This is a genomic window from Peribacillus psychrosaccharolyticus ATCC 23296 (assembly GCF_000305495.1).
Classification (GTDB): Bacteria; Bacillota; Bacilli; order Bacillales; family DSM-1321; genus Peribacillus; species Peribacillus psychrosaccharolyticus.
The window spans coordinates 1-15,032 of sequence record NZ_AJTN02000210.1 but is presented as its reverse complement, the minus strand read 5'-3'; the positions used below and the strand labels follow the sequence as shown (position 1 = coordinate 15,032).

At 39.1% G+C, this 15,032-nt stretch carries 18 protein-coding genes; 2 read left to right on the top strand and 16 right to left on the bottom strand.

Annotation, left to right across the window (positions count from 1 at the left end; translation table 11 throughout):
* Nucleotides 1-46 precede the first annotated feature (46 nt).
* The 13 genes from WYK_RS15050 to spoIIM all read right to left on the bottom strand — a co-directional run bounded on the left by WYK_RS15050 (nucleotide 47) and on the right by spoIIM (nucleotide 11,425).
* Nucleotides 47-664 (bottom strand): stage V sporulation protein AA, encoded by a 618-nt coding sequence (locus WYK_RS15050; RefSeq protein WP_040375299.1) that lies wholly within the window; start codon nucleotides 662-664, stop codon nucleotides 47-49.
* Nucleotides 665-828: 164 nt separating this feature from the next.
* Complete coding sequence (locus WYK_RS15045; protein ID WP_040375298.1) at nucleotides 829-2,121, bottom strand: NCS2 family permease; 1,293 nt, start codon at nucleotides 2,119-2,121, stop codon at nucleotides 829-831.
* Between the two features lie 255 nt (nucleotides 2,122-2,376).
* Nucleotides 2,377-3,135, bottom strand: a complete 759-nt coding sequence (sigF, locus tag WYK_RS15040) for an RNA polymerase sporulation sigma factor SigF (RefSeq protein WP_040375297.1) — start codon at nucleotides 3,133-3,135, stop codon at nucleotides 2,377-2,379.
* 13 nt (nucleotides 3,136-3,148) lie between these two features.
* On the bottom strand, nucleotides 3,149-3,586 hold the full coding sequence (gene spoIIAB, locus WYK_RS15035) for an anti-sigma F factor (RefSeq protein WP_040375296.1): 438 nt from the start codon (nucleotides 3,584-3,586) through the stop codon (nucleotides 3,149-3,151).
* A gap of 2 nt (nucleotides 3,587-3,588) precedes the next feature.
* Nucleotides 3,589-3,939 (bottom strand): anti-sigma F factor antagonist, encoded by a 351-nt coding sequence (spoIIAA, locus tag WYK_RS15030; protein ID WP_040375295.1) that lies wholly within the window; start codon nucleotides 3,937-3,939, stop codon nucleotides 3,589-3,591.
* 131 nt (nucleotides 3,940-4,070) lie between these two features.
* A complete protein-coding gene (locus WYK_RS15025) occupies nucleotides 4,071-5,231 on the bottom strand; it encodes a D-alanyl-D-alanine carboxypeptidase family protein (protein WP_040375294.1) in 1,161 nt (386 codons plus the stop codon).
* 205 nt (nucleotides 5,232-5,436) lie between these two features.
* A complete protein-coding gene (locus WYK_RS15020) occupies nucleotides 5,437-6,741 on the bottom strand; it encodes a pyrimidine-nucleoside phosphorylase (RefSeq protein ID WP_040375293.1) in 1,305 nt (434 codons plus the stop codon).
* Nucleotides 6,742-6,785: 44 nt separating this feature from the next.
* Complete coding sequence (locus WYK_RS15015) at nucleotides 6,786-7,598, bottom strand: purine-nucleoside phosphorylase (RefSeq protein ID WP_040375292.1); 813 nt, start codon at nucleotides 7,596-7,598, stop codon at nucleotides 6,786-6,788.
* Nucleotides 7,599-7,611: 13 nt separating this feature from the next.
* Nucleotides 7,612-8,799, bottom strand: coding sequence for a phosphopentomutase (gene deoB, locus WYK_RS15010; protein WP_040375291.1), 1,188 nt, complete (start codon nucleotides 8,797-8,799; stop codon nucleotides 7,612-7,614).
* 230 nt (nucleotides 8,800-9,029) lie between these two features.
* On the bottom strand, nucleotides 9,030-9,920 hold the full coding sequence (xerD, locus tag WYK_RS15005) for a site-specific tyrosine recombinase XerD (RefSeq protein WP_040375290.1): 891 nt from the start codon (nucleotides 9,918-9,920) through the stop codon (nucleotides 9,030-9,032).
* A gap of 5 nt (nucleotides 9,921-9,925) precedes the next feature.
* Nucleotides 9,926-10,153 carry a YqzK family protein gene (locus tag WYK_RS15000; protein ID WP_040375289.1) on the bottom strand — a complete coding sequence of 76 codons (228 nt, stop codon included), beginning with the start codon at nucleotides 10,151-10,153 and terminating at the stop codon, nucleotides 9,926-9,928.
* Nucleotides 10,154-10,292: 139 nt separating this feature from the next.
* Nucleotides 10,293-10,763 (bottom strand): ferric iron uptake transcriptional regulator, encoded by a 471-nt coding sequence (fur, locus tag WYK_RS14995; protein WP_040375288.1) that lies wholly within the window; start codon nucleotides 10,761-10,763, stop codon nucleotides 10,293-10,295.
* Between the two features lie 104 nt (nucleotides 10,764-10,867).
* Nucleotides 10,868-11,425 carry a stage II sporulation protein M gene (spoIIM, locus tag WYK_RS14990; protein ID WP_412769703.1) on the bottom strand — a complete coding sequence of 186 codons (558 nt, stop codon included), beginning with the start codon at nucleotides 11,423-11,425 and terminating at the stop codon, nucleotides 10,868-10,870.
* A 223-nt stretch (nucleotides 11,426-11,648) separates the two neighbouring features.
* Between spoIIM and WYK_RS14985 the strand changes: the two genes are divergently transcribed.
* Complete coding sequence (locus tag WYK_RS14985; protein WP_040375286.1) at nucleotides 11,649-12,215, top strand: GNAT family N-acetyltransferase; 567 nt, start codon at nucleotides 11,649-11,651, stop codon at nucleotides 12,213-12,215.
* A 55-nt stretch (nucleotides 12,216-12,270) separates the two neighbouring features.
* Here WYK_RS14985 and WYK_RS14980 read toward each other — a convergent pair whose 3' ends face one another.
* Together WYK_RS14980 and WYK_RS14975 are read right to left on the bottom strand one after the other, a co-directional pair.
* The gene (locus WYK_RS14980; RefSeq protein WP_174391516.1) at nucleotides 12,271-13,443 is read right to left on the bottom strand and encodes an endonuclease Q family protein; all 1,173 of its coding nucleotides are present in this window, start codon (nucleotides 13,441-13,443) and stop codon (nucleotides 12,271-12,273) included.
* Entirely contained in the window at nucleotides 13,444-13,995 is a 552-nt protein-coding gene (locus WYK_RS14975; protein WP_040375285.1) for an NUDIX domain-containing protein, read from the bottom strand. It lies immediately after the preceding gene.
* 75 nt (nucleotides 13,996-14,070) lie between these two features.
* On the opposite strand from WYK_RS14975, the gene mciZ reads away from it, so the two are divergent.
* Nucleotides 14,071-14,211 carry a Z-ring formation inhibitor MciZ gene (mciZ, locus tag WYK_RS24015; protein ID WP_081704902.1) on the top strand — a complete coding sequence of 47 codons (141 nt, stop codon included), beginning with the start codon at nucleotides 14,071-14,073 and terminating at the stop codon, nucleotides 14,209-14,211.
* A gap of 85 nt (nucleotides 14,212-14,296) precedes the next feature.
* Here the strand turns inward: mciZ and WYK_RS24965 are convergent.
* On the bottom strand, nucleotides 14,297-15,032 hold a 736-nt coding region (locus WYK_RS24965; RefSeq protein ID WP_081704901.1), incomplete at its 5' end, for a hypothetical protein.

Below are 15,032 nucleotides of genomic sequence, written 5' to 3'. Positions count from 1 at the left end.
ACGGACAGACCTACCAGCCAGTCCGACAAACATACAGAAGAGAATACTACCTGTCATCAAGATGCCTGATACTTTCCTTACTTTCATGCATAATTACATACTGATCGAGGTCTTGCTGGTAGTTGAATATTTCAACCTCGAGCGGGCTTGGTTCTTCATTAAACCTTTTTTTGAAGAATTGATTAAAGAAGAGAATCATTCCAAGGCCTAAACCAAAACTATATGGAATTTGGATAAGCAGAGGCTTTGTATCCTCCCTTCCTGTAATAATCTTGAATAATTTTTGATGTACCTCTTGCATACTGACATCCACATGAAAGTTCATAATGGTGATTCCTGCCCCAATAAATAAAAGAAACCAAACAGCTAGAAAGGACAGGATGGAGAATCTTCTTTTCTCATAAATGACTTCAATGATCGTTTGTGCTGGTCCAAGTGTTTGCACTTCAATGGTTGGATCTACATTACGGATACATTGAATCATATGGATAAGATCAATAATGATGATATTGTTATCCGCTCTAGATACCTTTAACAGTTTCGTTTGTTCTAAGGTCTTAACGATATCGTCCGGCCCTATGATACGGGCAACATCTTTAACGAATAATTCTTGCTCCTGTCGAACGTGCACCCTATTTCTCATACGAACATAGACTAGTTCCATTCATTTCACACTCCGCCCATTGATTTCCGTATAAAACTAGTATGGATTGCGAAGACAAGGAACATACAAGCCACTTTACAAAGTGTAAAAATTCCCATAAAAAAAAGCTGTCCCTATAAAGGTCATGTTAAACATGATCTTAAGGGACAGCCTCTTCTATTTAATTAATTTGTTGGGAAAAAAATCATTTGAAGAAGGAAGATTACACCGAAAATTAAAATTAATGGGTGAATTTCTTTCCACTTTCCGCTGACAATTTTCAATAAGGGATAGGTAATGAAACCAACTGCAATCCCTGTTGAGATACTAGAAGTCAACGGCATAACCAGGATAATCGCAAAAGCAGGGAATGCTTCATCAAGTTTCATCCAATCAATCTTAGATAGACCAACCATCATGAAACTGCCGACAATAATTAATACAGGAGCTGTAATTGACGGCAAGCCCGAAATTGCGCTGATCAGTGGGGAGAAAAAGGCGGTTATTGCAAAGAGAATTGCGATGACAATAGCCGTTAATCCGGTTCTTCCTCCCGCCGTAACACCGGCGGTTGATTCTACATAAGCTGTGGAAGGACTTGTTCCAAACAGCGAACCGACAGTCGTTGCTACCGCATCACCAAGGAACGCGGTTTTAGCGTTCGGAAGTTTCCCATCTTTCATTAAACCAGCTTGTTCCGTTACACCAATCATCGTACCAGTTGTATCAAAAATAGTGACAAGTAAAAAGGCAAATACAACCGCATATAAACTGTTTGAGAATACACCAGAAATATCAATGTCTAAAAATACAGGTGCTGGAGGTGTTGACACGACGTCTGTAAACTGAAGCATGTCGAAGAAATAACCAATAACTGCCGTAACCAGCATTCCAAGGAACAATGCCCCTTTAACATTCCTTGCCATCAATATAAGAGTAATAAATAACCCAACAATCGATAAAACCGCAATAGGTGAACTTAGGTCACCTAAGGAAACAAACGTTGCATCATTTGGAACAATAATTTGACTATTTCTTAAACCCATAAACGCAATAAATAGTCCAATACCAGACGTAATACCATATTTAAGCGAATTAGGAATCGCAATAATAATCATTTCACGAAGCCTTGTTACACTTAATAATAAAAACAGAAGACCCGCAATAAAGACCGTCCCTAATACAATTTGATAAGAAAGTCCTTGTGTACCGACAACACTTGCAAAGTACGCATTCAGTCCCATACCAGGTGCTACAGCAATTGGATACTTAGCGAAAACCCCCATGATTAACGTACCAATGACAGCGGATATAATCGTTGCCATAAACACCTGATCAAAGGGAATTCCCGCAGATTTAAGGATAGCGGGATTCACGATTATAATATAAACCATTGTAAAAAAAGTCGTAACCCCTGCAAATAACTCGGTTCGGATAGTCGTTCCATGTTCTTTCAGGGAAAAATATTTCTCAAGCATTTTAATACCTCCACATTTTCAAAAAGCGAATAAAATCAACAGCATTTCTTATAATATTCGTTTTTACTTGTTATTTCAACTAAAATCTTTCATATTTTTATATTTTCTCAACAAAAGAGGCCGTTTTGACTGCGAAGTCGCTTTCATTCTTCATTAGTATTGCTTAAACAGCAAAAGTAATGCTTATTACGTAATTTTTCAGATATATCTCTAAATTCAATTATTAATCTATGTACGCAAAAAAGAACACATGAATCATCGATTCATGTGTTCTTTCATTTGCTGTAAGATTTTTTTTTCAAGACGTGAAACTTGAACCTGTGAAATGCCGAGCCGTCCGGCAACCTCAGATTGTGTCTGGTCTTTATAGTAGCGTAAATAAACGATTAGCCGTTCCCGTTCATCTAACTCCTCGATTGCTTCTTTTAAGGTGATTTTATCAAACCATTTCGTATCATTATTGTCGGCCATTTGATCCAGCAAGGTAATTGGGTCGCCGTCATTTTCATAAACGGTTTCATGGATGGACGAAGGTGTCCTGCTCGCTTCTTGAGCAAGAATCACTTCTTCAGGAGTTAACTCTAGAAATTCGGCAAGTTCGTTAACAGTTGGCACTCTTCCAAAATTTTTGGAAAGCTCTTCTTTAGCACGGCGAATTTTATTGGCCATTTCTTTTAATGACCGGCTCACCTTAACTGTCCCGTCGTCACGGATAAAACGTTGAATTTCGCCAATAATCATAGGAACGGCATAAGTTGAAAACTTGACCTCGAATGATAAATCAAACTTATCGACGGATTTCAGCAGTCCAATACAGCCAATCTGATATAAATCATCAGGCTCATATCCTCTGTTAAGGAATCGTTGAACGACAGACCATACTAGTCTCAAATTACTTTGGACAATCAGGTCCCTCGCAGCCTGATCACCGCTTTGGCTGCTCTGAATTAACCGCCGTAATTCATCATCCTTCAAATGGGTTTGTTTCTTCTTATTTTTAACCTCCACATCCATATGCAAATCTCCCTTAATTGCACACTTTACTTTTGGTTAAGTGCTTTTTTAAACGAATGATCGTTCCTTCGCCTTTATGGGAAATGACATGCATCTCGTCCATGAAATTTTCCATGATTGTGAAGCCCATACCGGAGCGTTCAAGCTCAGGCTTTGTTGTATAAAGCGGCTGTGTGGCTTCGCCGACATCATCGATACCAAGACCCTCATCCCGGAAAATCAATTCAACTACATCCCCTTCAATCATGACTGAGATATAGACCATACCGTTTGGATCATTTTCATAGCCGTGAATAATTGAATTTGTTACGGCTTCAGATACAACCGTCTGAATCTCTGTCAGTTCATCCAAGGCTGGATCCAGCTGAGCAATGAACGCGGCGACTGTCACTCTGGCAAAGGACTCGTTTTGGCTTAAGGCGGTAAATTTAATTTCCATGTTATTTTTCATGGTTAGGCAACCCCCAATCTTTGTAAAGCGTTTTCCTCAGAAAGTTCCAGCTTAATAATCTTAAACAACCCGGACATCTCAAATAGCCGCTTTATCGTTGGGGAAATTGCACACACAACCATTTCACCCTTTTTTTCCTTAATTTGCTTATAGCGTCCTAGAATGACTCCTAGGCCTGAACTATCCATAAAGGAAAGCCCCCCAAGGTTTAAAATAATATGCTGAATGTTATGCTTAATAATCGCGGATTCAGCCTGTTTTCTTAATTTTTCTGCCGTATGATGATCTAATTCTCCCTTTAAGCGTATGCATAGGACTCGATCCTTTGCCTCCATATCAATGATAAGACTCACGATATACAGCCTCCTTATCTGTCGTTATAGAAGTCAAATTCTCCTTTTGTCCAATAGATTCCTTCTCTCTTGCAAAACTAGTGTCCTTTCGCTGAAAAAAGTTTATATCTACATTCATTTGACAAATTATGCTAATTGGTTTGTGTAAACATTCCAAAAACCCGTTTATACAGCTCCCACCAGCTTGCTTTTTCAATCTTTTCCTTTGCTACAATAGGCGATTCAACAACCATCTTCCCATCTTTGATAATTTTCAGCTTACCAATTTCTTCTCCTTTAGCAATTGGTGCCTTTATCTGTTTGTCCATTTCGATACTTCTGGTAAAATCTTTTGCTAATCCGCCTTTTTTAGTCAATACAGAGATTGGTTCACTCGTTACGCCGGTGACAGTCTTTTTGCTGCCTTTACTTACTGGGGCTTTTTTAAGTACTACGCCTCTTTCATAGAGCGGATGGGTCATATATTGCGAGAAGGCGTAATCGAGCATTTTTGTTACCTCTGCATTACGTGTCTTCGGATTCGGCGCACCAAAAACAACAGCAATTACGCGCATATTTCCTTTTTTCGCTGTAGCAGTCAAGCAATATTTTGCTTCATTTGTATAGCCCGTTTTTAACCCATCAACACCTGGATAAAATTTCACCAATCGATTCGTGTTTACAAGCCAGAATTTTTTGTCGGTATTTTCACGAAGATAGGATTCATATACCCCTGTAAAGCTTGTTATCTTTTCATATTTAAGTAATTCCTTTGCCATAATCGACATATCATGCGCTGTGCTGTAATGATCCTCTACAGGTAAACCTGTTGGGTTTTGAAATTTTGTATTTTTCAATCCCAGCTGTTTAACTTTTTCGTTCATTTTTTTAACGAAACCTTCTTCTGAACCACCCAGTCTTTCAGCCATTGCCATTGATGCGTCATTCGCAGATCCAATTGAGATTCCCTGAAGCATCTGCTCCGTTGTCATTTCCTCTCCTGGTTCTAGAAAAATTTGCGACCCTCCCATTGAGGCAGCATAATCACTTGTTCGAATTTTCTCATCAAACTTTAAATCGCCTTTATCAATGGCCTCCATGATCAACAGCATCGTCATAATTTTCGTCATACTTGCCGGAGGAAGTTTTTCTTGTGAGTTCTTTTCATATAACACAGTACCGGTATCTCTTTCTATTAATATCGCCGATTTTGCACTATCAGCCAATTCAACGCCTTTTTCTTCAGCTGCCTTAACAGGTGATACTATGCTAAAGCTCATTACAATGATGCACAGAGAAAGAATACGCTTCATCTCTAAACCTCCATTCGTTATAGGAACATCTTTTCCAATAAACCCATTTTTATACAATAAAATCGGAATATTGCCTTTCCCTTTTAAAGCCTTAGTTCCTAAGTTTAGAGATGAAACATCAACGGCGTTTTAAGCAAATAAAAAAAGCCAATTTCCTAGAGATAGAATGGAACTCCCTATCTTAGGAAATTGGCTATACGTAAGCTTATTCAGTAATTGATTGATGAATCAATACAGGTTTTTCAACTTTCTCACTTGAAAGGATAATGTTTTCATATAATTTCTCTTTTACTGCCGATACATCTTCAAAATTACTATAAATCGTTACAAGTGAATCGCCTTTTTTCACTTCGTCACCAATTTTTTTACGTAACATCAAACCTGCTGCCAAGTCGATAACTGAATCTTTCGTAGCCCGTCCTGCACCAAGAATCATTGCAGCTGTACCTACTTCGTCAGCAACGATTTCAGACACATATCCATCTTCCTTCGCTTCCAGCTCAAACGTATATTTTGCTTGAGGAAGTTCTTCCGGACGATCAACCACAGATGCATCGCCGCCTTGTGCTGCAAGGAAGACTTTGAATGATTCAAGTGCACTGCCATCTGCAATAGCTTTTTCAAGCATCGTACGTGCTTCTTCTAATGAATCAGCCTTTTTAGCTAAGTAAACCATGTTGCTTCCAAGCGTAAGTGATAGTTCAGTCAAATCTTCTGGACCTTCACCTTTTAATGTATCAATGGCTTCTTTGACTTCTAACGCGTTTCCGATAGCATAGCCAAGTGGTTGACTCATATCAGAGATAATTGCCATTGTTTGACGACCAACATTGTTACCAATGCTCACCATCGCTTTTGCTAGTTCTACTGAATCATCAATCGTTTTCATAAATGCTCCTGCTCCTGTTTTAACATCAAGAACAATTGCATCCGCACCAGCGGCAATTTTCTTACTCATGATTGAGCTTGAAATCAAAGCGATACTATCAACTGTCGCAGTAACATCACGTAATGCATAAAGTTTCTTATCAGCAGGAGTTAAGTTACCACTTTGACCAATTACAGCTAGTTTATTTTTGTTTACTAAACGAATGAATTCATCATTTTCAATTTCAACATGGAAACCTTCAACTGATTCAAGTTTATCAATAGTTCCGCCTGTATGCCCAAGTCCACGTCCGGACATTTTAGCTACTGGTACACCAACTGCTGCTACCAACGGTCCAAGTACTAATGTTGTCGTGTCACCAACTCCACCAGTACTGTGCTTATCTACTTTAATACCTTCAATTGCTGATAAATCAATGGTATCTCCAGAATTAACCATTGCCATTGTTAAGTCTGCACGCTCTTGTTCATTCATTCCTTTAAAATAGATAGCCATTGAAAGTGCACTCATTTGATAATCTGGAATTGAACCTTCAGTGAAACCATCGATAATAAACTGAATTTCTTCTTTAGTTAATACAAGCCCATCACGTTTTTTTGCTATTAAGTCTACCATTCTCATTATAAGCACCACTTTTTCTTTTAAATTTGTATGTTAGTTAGGCCTTAAATCTTTTCTACAATTTGTTTAATAAAGCTCTTGAAACTAGCTTTAACTAGTTCAGTCGTTTCAATCACTTCTTCATGTGACAACGGTTGGTCAAGGATTCCTGCAGCCATATTTGTGATACAGGAAATTCCTAAGACCTCCATACCACAATGTCCAGCTACAATTACTTCAGGAACAGTGGACATACCAACTGCATCTCCGCCGATTGCACGTGCAAAGCGGATTTCAGCAGGGGTTTCATAGGTTGGCCCCGTGTTACCAACATACACGCCTTCTTTTATCTCTAATTCAAGGTCAGCGGCTACATCTTTCGCCTTCATACGCAGCGATTTACTGTAGGCCTCTGACATATCCGGGAATCGTGGTCCAAACCGTTCATCATTGGAGCCGATTAGCGGATTCGTTCCCATATTATTAATATGGTCTGTAATAATCATTAAATCTCCCGGCTTAAATGCTTCATTGACACCGCCGGCAGCATTTGTAACAACTAACTTTTCCACGCCGAGCAGCTTCATAACCCGGACTGGGAAGGTAACCATGTCCATATTGTAGCCTTCATAGAAATGGAAACGCCCCTGCATCGCTACAACTTTTTTCCCGCCTAGCTCACCAATAATTAGTTTACCGGCATGTCCTGAAACAGTTGACACCGGAAACTCAGGAATCTCTTCATAAGCTAGGACGACTGGATTTTCTATATCGTCTGCTAATACACCGAGTCCCGACCCTAAAATCAAGCCAATTTCAGGTGTTCCATTGATTTTGCTCCGTATAAAGGATGCAGCTTTTTCAAGATTCTCATACATGGAAACCACTCCCTTATTTAAGTTCAGTTAAGATGTTCTTACCGTATACAGGCATCTTCACATTGAAGTTAGCTGCAACCGTTGCACCGATATCTGCAAAGGTATCTCTAATTGGCAACTCTTGTCCTTGCTCAAAACGTTTTGAGTACATAAGTAATGGAACGTACTCTCTTGTATGATCTGTTCCTGCATGGATTGGATCGTTTCCGTGATCAGCAGTGATGATGACTAAGTCATCTTCGGTTACTTTTTCAATCACTTCGGCCATTCTTTCATCGAATTCTTCGAGTGCTTTACCATAACCTTCTGGATCCCGGCGATGTCCAAATAACGCATCGAAATCAACTAAGTTCAAGAAGCTTAAGCCAGTGAAGTCCTGATCAATGGTCTGTAATAATTTGTCCATACCATCCATATTAGAAACTGTTCTCAATGATTCGGTTACACCTTCACCATCAAAAATATCAGAAATTTTCCCAATCGCTAATACGTCAAATCCACTATCTTTCAGCTCATCCATGACTGTACGATTGAATGGTTTCAAGGCATAGTCATGACGATTTGATGTCCGTTTGAAGTTACCCGGTTCGCCAAGGAACGGTCTTGCAATAACCCGTCCCACTTTAAATTGATCCTGCATGGTAAGTTCACGAGCTATTTCACAAATTTTATATAGTTCATCTAATGGGACTACATCTTCGTGCGCAGCAATCTGTAATACTGAGTCAGCTGACGTATAGACAATCAGTGCTCCCGTTTTCAGATGTTCAGCACCTAATTCATCAAGAATTTCTGTACCACTCGCAGGTTTATTTCCAATAACTGAACGACCTGTTTTTGCTTCAAGCTCATGAATCAATAATTCCGGAAAGCCATCTGGAAATACTTGGAACGGTGTGCTGATATTAAGACCCATAATTTCCCAATGACCAGTCATTGTATCTTTTCCATTAGAGGCTTCCTTCATTTTGGTGAAGTAAGCTTGTGGAGCAGCTGCTTTTTCGATCCCTTTGATTTGACGGATGTTGCTTAAGCCCAGCTTGCCTAAATTCGGCATCTTCAACCCATTCATTCTCTCCGCAATATGGCCTAATGTATCAGAGCCTTTATCTCCAAAATCTTCTGCATCTGGAGCCTCGCCAATTCCTACTGAATCCATTACGATTACAAATATCCGTTTAAACGCTTTGTCTTCTCTCATTATTAATTGACCTCCTAATAATACTCGTTAATAAAACAACTTATAGAATTCATATTCCCCTTAAGACAGGTGAATTAACCTTAAAAAACTTTCAACCGATTTTTGATGTCGGAAGTCTGACATCTTCATTGTAAACGGTTTCGATTGGTTCTTCAATAATTAACTCCTATCCTACTAAAGAAATAGAAAAAAATAGTATTTCTTTCTATTCCTTCTAAACTATCATCCTATCAGGCACGTGGATGAAACTTCTTGTACACATCCTTTAACCGGACATTGGTAACATGGGTATAAATTTGTGTTGTTGAAATATCAGCATGACCTAACATTTCCTGTACGGCGCGTAAATCGGCTCCATTGGTTAACAAATGAGTAGCAAAAGAATGACGCAAGGTATGCGGAGTCAACTCTTTCTCTATACGAGCATCCTTAGAAAGTTTTTTAAGAATTTTCCAGAATCCTTGTCTCGTTAACCGATTTCCATGATGATTTAAGAAAAGCGAATCTGTTTTATGCTCACTTTGTAACTTAACTCGTCCATTTAGTAAATATTCCTCAATTGATTCAAGTGCTGTATGGCCAATCGGAATAATCCGTTCTTTATTTCCCTTACCTATACAACGGACAAATCCCATTGTCGCATGAATATCACTCATATCTAAATTGATTAATTCACTCACACGCATGCCTGTGGCATAAAGGAGTTCAAGCATCGCTTTATCCCTATATCCAAATTCATTCGTAAGTTTCGGAGCTTCGAGCAAGGCTTCCACTTCTTCCATACTAAGAACTTTTGGAAGGCTTCTTTCCTGTTTAGGTGATTCTATATGTATGGTAGGATCTTGTTCAGTAATCTTTTCACGAATAAGAAACTGATGAAAAGACCGCAATGAAGCAATGTGACGAGCCAGTGTCTTTGGTGATTTTCCCTGATCCTTTAACCTTGCTAGGAATTGAATGATTGAAGCCCGACGGACTTCATTCCAGGTATTCAGCTGTTCAACATTCTTCATATAAGCTAAATATGATTTTAAATCCCGCTCATATGAGATAAGCGTGTTTTTAGCCAAGCCCTTCTCAACTGTTAAAAAGTGGATAAAATCTCTTATATGATCTATCATTTACATTACTCCCCATCTAAATAAAGCAGCATCAATCTACTCAGCCAGGTTTCTTCTTCAGAGTCCCCAGCCTTCATCACTTTTATCGCTGCACCTTTAGGTTCGCTATAACGCTGGTACCCTTCATATTCCTGATTTAACCATACCATTCCTAAATAAAAAAGAACAGTAAAGCACACAAAAAGTAACAAAACCTTCATAATTTGAAAAAATAAATTAACCGAGGTTTTCATCCCAACATCCCCTTATAAACTCTTTTCTACAATCTATGCCCGATTGGTCCAAGTTTATACATGAAGAAAAATGAAACCTCACTCTTATTAACTTAATAAAAAAACAAAAACCTTCTCCACGGGGAAAAGGTCAAGTGTATTATTCAGTATCCGATTCTGATTCGAGATCTGGTTTATCGTGACATCTATGGCAAATGCCATGAAAGGTTAATCTATGATCTTTTATCTTGAAGTTCCAATCACGTTCAACAATTGCTTCAACATCTTCAAGTAAATCGTCTTGTATTTCATCGACAGCGCCACACTCAACACAAACAAGATGGTGGTGAAAATGCGCCGCTCCTTCTTGTCTTAAATCATAACGGGATACTCCATCACCAAAATTAATTTTATCAACAATTTTCAATTCAGTTAAAAGTTCTAAAGTCCGGTATACAGTTGCTAAACCAATCTCCGGCGACTTTTCTTTGACCAAGAGGTAAACGTCTTCAGCGCTTAAATGATCCTCTTCGTGTTCAAGTAAGACGCGGACGGTCGCTTCTCGCTGGGGTGTAAGTTTATAACTGGACGAGTGCAACTGCTTTTTAATTCTCTCAATTCTATTTTCCATTGTATTTCCCTCCCGCGCCGCTATCCTTACCATTATATCAAAAGAGGGAAAAGTGTCAAAATACAATTAGAGTTCATTGATTTTTTTTACAATACCGACATTACTTATTTACTTAGAAGGCTAACTACGCTTTTCATAAGTGGTGGTGACAGATAAGCTTCCACTGCTCCAGCTGCAACCAAAAATATAACAGCAGTAATAAAAGAATACAGGTACCGATAAACAAACGGCTTTAGTGGTTCTCTAGACTGCTTCAGAAAAATTCGACGAATCATTTTTATTGATAAGGAAACAGCCATTGCAGCAATAACAATAAAGACAGGAACAATCAAAATATTTTGAGGCAGAATCGAAACGAATGATAACAAAAATCCGCTCCAGCCCATTTGATTCACTAAGAATCCCACCGTAAACCCGACTACTACCCCCTTTAAGAATAAAAGGATGAGGATAACCGGCAGCCCAATGACTGAAATCCCTAGAATCCAGATTACTGCAATATACTTTATATTATGAGCCGCACTTTGTACGAACATATCTTGGCTGCTGGCCATATTATTCTCTGAAACTTGTCCAAAAAATTGCGATAAATAATAAAACAAATCTTCTTTTTGAGTAAAACTAAGACTATTGACTAGTATTGCTCCAAAAATTACCCCCATTAAAAAGAGAACGGTAATGAACAGATATAGTGAGGAATGATCGGTTACGTGTTTTACGGCGAATTTGGCTGCAGTTTTTTTTTCATTTATCTTCCTCCCATTGATTGCTTACTAAATAGTATGTAGAATCCTTTTCTTTATGACAGTGAACTTTTCTAGAATGAGATTTCCGGTTCTATATGTTATACTATTCATACTATTTTGTTAAAAGTGAGGTATATAGATGAGTGCCATTTTGAAAGAATTTCCAGAAGTAATTGAAGCGGAGCGAATCTATCTTCGTCCATGCCGACGAGAGGACAGCTTCGCCGTCCATGCGGCAATCCAAGCATCACAACAGGAATTAAAGCAATGGCTGGCTTTTGCCAAAACCGTAGCGACCATTGAAGAAACTGAGGAGAATCTTATTCAGTCAAAAGCGGATTTTATCCTGCGTAAAGATTTGCGCTTCCTTATCTTTCGCAAAGAAGATGATGTGTTTATCGGATCAACTGGCCTTCACCGCATCAATTGGGACATCCCTAAATTTGAAATAGGCTACTGGATTGATACCCAATACAGCAAGCATGGCTATATCACAGAGTCTACAAAGGCACTGACCGATTTTGCTTTTGACCAGTTAGGTGCCAAACGAGTCGAAATCCGCTGTGATTCAAAAAACAAAGATAGTCGCCGAATCCCTGAGAAATTAGGTTTTACGCTTGAAGGTATCCTCCGTTCAGACAGTCTTAGCGTGGCTGGCTCCGTTCGTGATACTTGTATATTTGCGAAAACAACCACAGGTAATTAACTCATTAAAAAAAGGCTGTCGAGTAAGTCGACAGCCAAGCATTCGCGCTTTCTATTTATGTTGATTTGATTTTTCCATATTTACCGCCGCCCCCGGCTGTAAAGGTCAAAAGTCCCTTTCTGGCAAGATCGATAAAAACCGCTGTTTTCTCTGGAACAACTTGCTGTAACTGATTTACCGTTACCTCATGTAGAATATTCATTTCCGTACCGAATACCGCGAGCAATCTTTCGAACGTTTTTGGACCAAGTCCTGGAATAAAATCAAGGGGAACCTGATGGACATAAGCTGGGCGACTTCGATTTGATTTTTCCACTGATAAACCCGCGATTTCTTTTATCCGATTCGCCACACCATTAATAATGCTTTTACTTCCACAGACTGAACACAGTGAACCTACAGCTCCCGGCTGCAAGCATTTACGGCAGACCGTTTGATGGTATTTTCCCAATTCAGGATTCAACCCGTAATTGACAGCAATTTTCCTTCCCTCTACTTCCTTTAGGGCCTTTTCTAATTCAAGAAAGCTTGGCTGCTTCAACTCCATCTTTTGATATTCTCTGGCAATTTTCGCAAGTGAATGTGCATCAGAATTCGTTAAAAAAACATAGGGATCCAGCTCATTAATTTCCCGGGCCATAGTCGTATCAGAACTTAATCCTAATTCAATCCCATCAATTAGGTTCGGATTAAATACTTCAGTCAGGCTGAATTCGACACCTTTCCCATATAAACTTTTAAATGGGGTAAATACATGCGCTGGAATGAACAGCCCGCCAAGCTCTTTTGTTTTTTCTTGCAGCGTGATGCCCTCACAATATATCCGCTGTGAACTCAAATGGATATTTTTCATATAGCTCATCATCCAAGCTGATAATTCCTTCATTGCGTCTAGTGTAGGCATATAAACAAGAACATGAATTGGACCTTGGCAGTACTGATCATAGATCTCTATCTCTGAACCAAGAATCAATACCGTCTGTCCAAATTTCAAACCGCCCTCTTCAAGCTCTACCATTTCTTCTTTATCAATGAGCAGCTCTAGTTCTTCGATTACTTCCGGAGAATGGCAGTCAATAATCCCTACCATATCGAGGCCCTTACGTTCACTAGCCGTTTTTAAAACATTCTGGAGTGTCAGTGAACGGGCTCCTGTGATTTTCACCGCTCTCCCCCGATGTGTCCTGCCGATATGAATATGAAGATCGACATAATAGTCCTTCATCATTTAGTGCTCTAACGCATTTTTCAGCTGTAAATACTGTACAGCATACGCGGTTTTCGCATCTGCAATTTTCCCTTCCTCAATAAACCGCTGAGCTTCTTCCACCGTAAGCTCAATGACTTCAACAAATTCATCCTCATCACAGTCTGCCGGGTTTTCTTTTTTTGTCAAACCAGTTGCTACAAATACATGTACCAATTCATCAGCAAAACCTGGTGATGTATAGAAAGAGATCAAATGCTTCATTTCAGCACTTCCATACCCAGTTTCTTCCTCTAATTCTCTTTCAGCACTCCGCAGCGGTTCCTCTCCAAGTTCCAATTTCCCTGCAGGGATTTCAACAAGACTCCTCTCCATCGCCTTTCGATATTGCTCAACCATAATCATTTTTCCTTCATCAGTAATCGCAATGACTGCAACTGCCCCAGGGTGCTTGATAATTTCCCGTTTACCTGTTTTTCCGTTTGGCAATTCCACTTCATCAACCTGAAGACTAATCACCCTCCCCTTAAAAAGCGTTTCACTCGACACTGTTTTTTCTTCAAACTTCTTCATTTTAGCCACTCCTTGTTCTAGAAATAGATATTTTTCCATACATTTTATCACATTAAGACTAGGAGGTACTTGTTTATGAAGGTGTATGTCTTAGAAAAAAGCATTGTCTTGTCGGGAAAGTGTTGGGAAGTACAGCAAAAACTGAAAGAATATCAGAAACATTATTACTATGTCCATGACTGGATATCCGCAATTCATTCAAACAAGGAAAAATAACGCAAAGAAAAGACAGCCACCAATGAGGTGACCCCGAAAAGTTAGACAATAACTTTCGGGGCTCGGTTCACAACAGCTGTCTTTTTTACATAATCTGTATTTTTAAATAAAGTCGATCATCAAAGGAACGATTCCCTTGGATCAGTCCTTTTGATGATTTATACTGCCTAAAACACAAGGGATCATCTTGTAATATTTTTCGTAAACACACTTCCGTTTCCTCAAATGTAGATGTTAGCAGGGGATATCCATCTGAAGCTAAAATGAGTTCTTCTGTTTCAGCAGGTACGTTTATTACTTTTACAGCTGAAGGATCAACGGGATACCCATTTACGACTGCAAAACCATACTGATTAGCTGAATCATTTTGCAAATAATATTGTTGTTGAATAAGCGGCTGAATATATTCCCATCCTGTATCATGGATCAGCAGCTCTTCTATCGTTTTCCCCTTCTTTATTTCTGCTTCTAAGTACATCGATCTAGCATTTGCACTAATGCTGTCAATTTCCTTTTCATTTTTATATAGCTTACCGTTCATCAATAATTGGCAATCACCGATCTGCCAGACTTCATGAAAAAAGCGGCTATAAACAATTAAACTTGCAGATGGAGCCATCCATCTCTCTTTTTCAATTTCTTGAATGAGGTCATATTCATTAAAAGCTTGCTGCATATTTTTATTAATTGCCTGCAGCATCCCCTCAAGATTGGTTTGTGGTAAAAGGGTTTCAATTGTTTCTTTAATGATTTCGGCGGCAAATCGGCCAGGTGCTTTTCCATGGATCAGTTTTCCTGTAACATTTGTTGCACCGTCCACT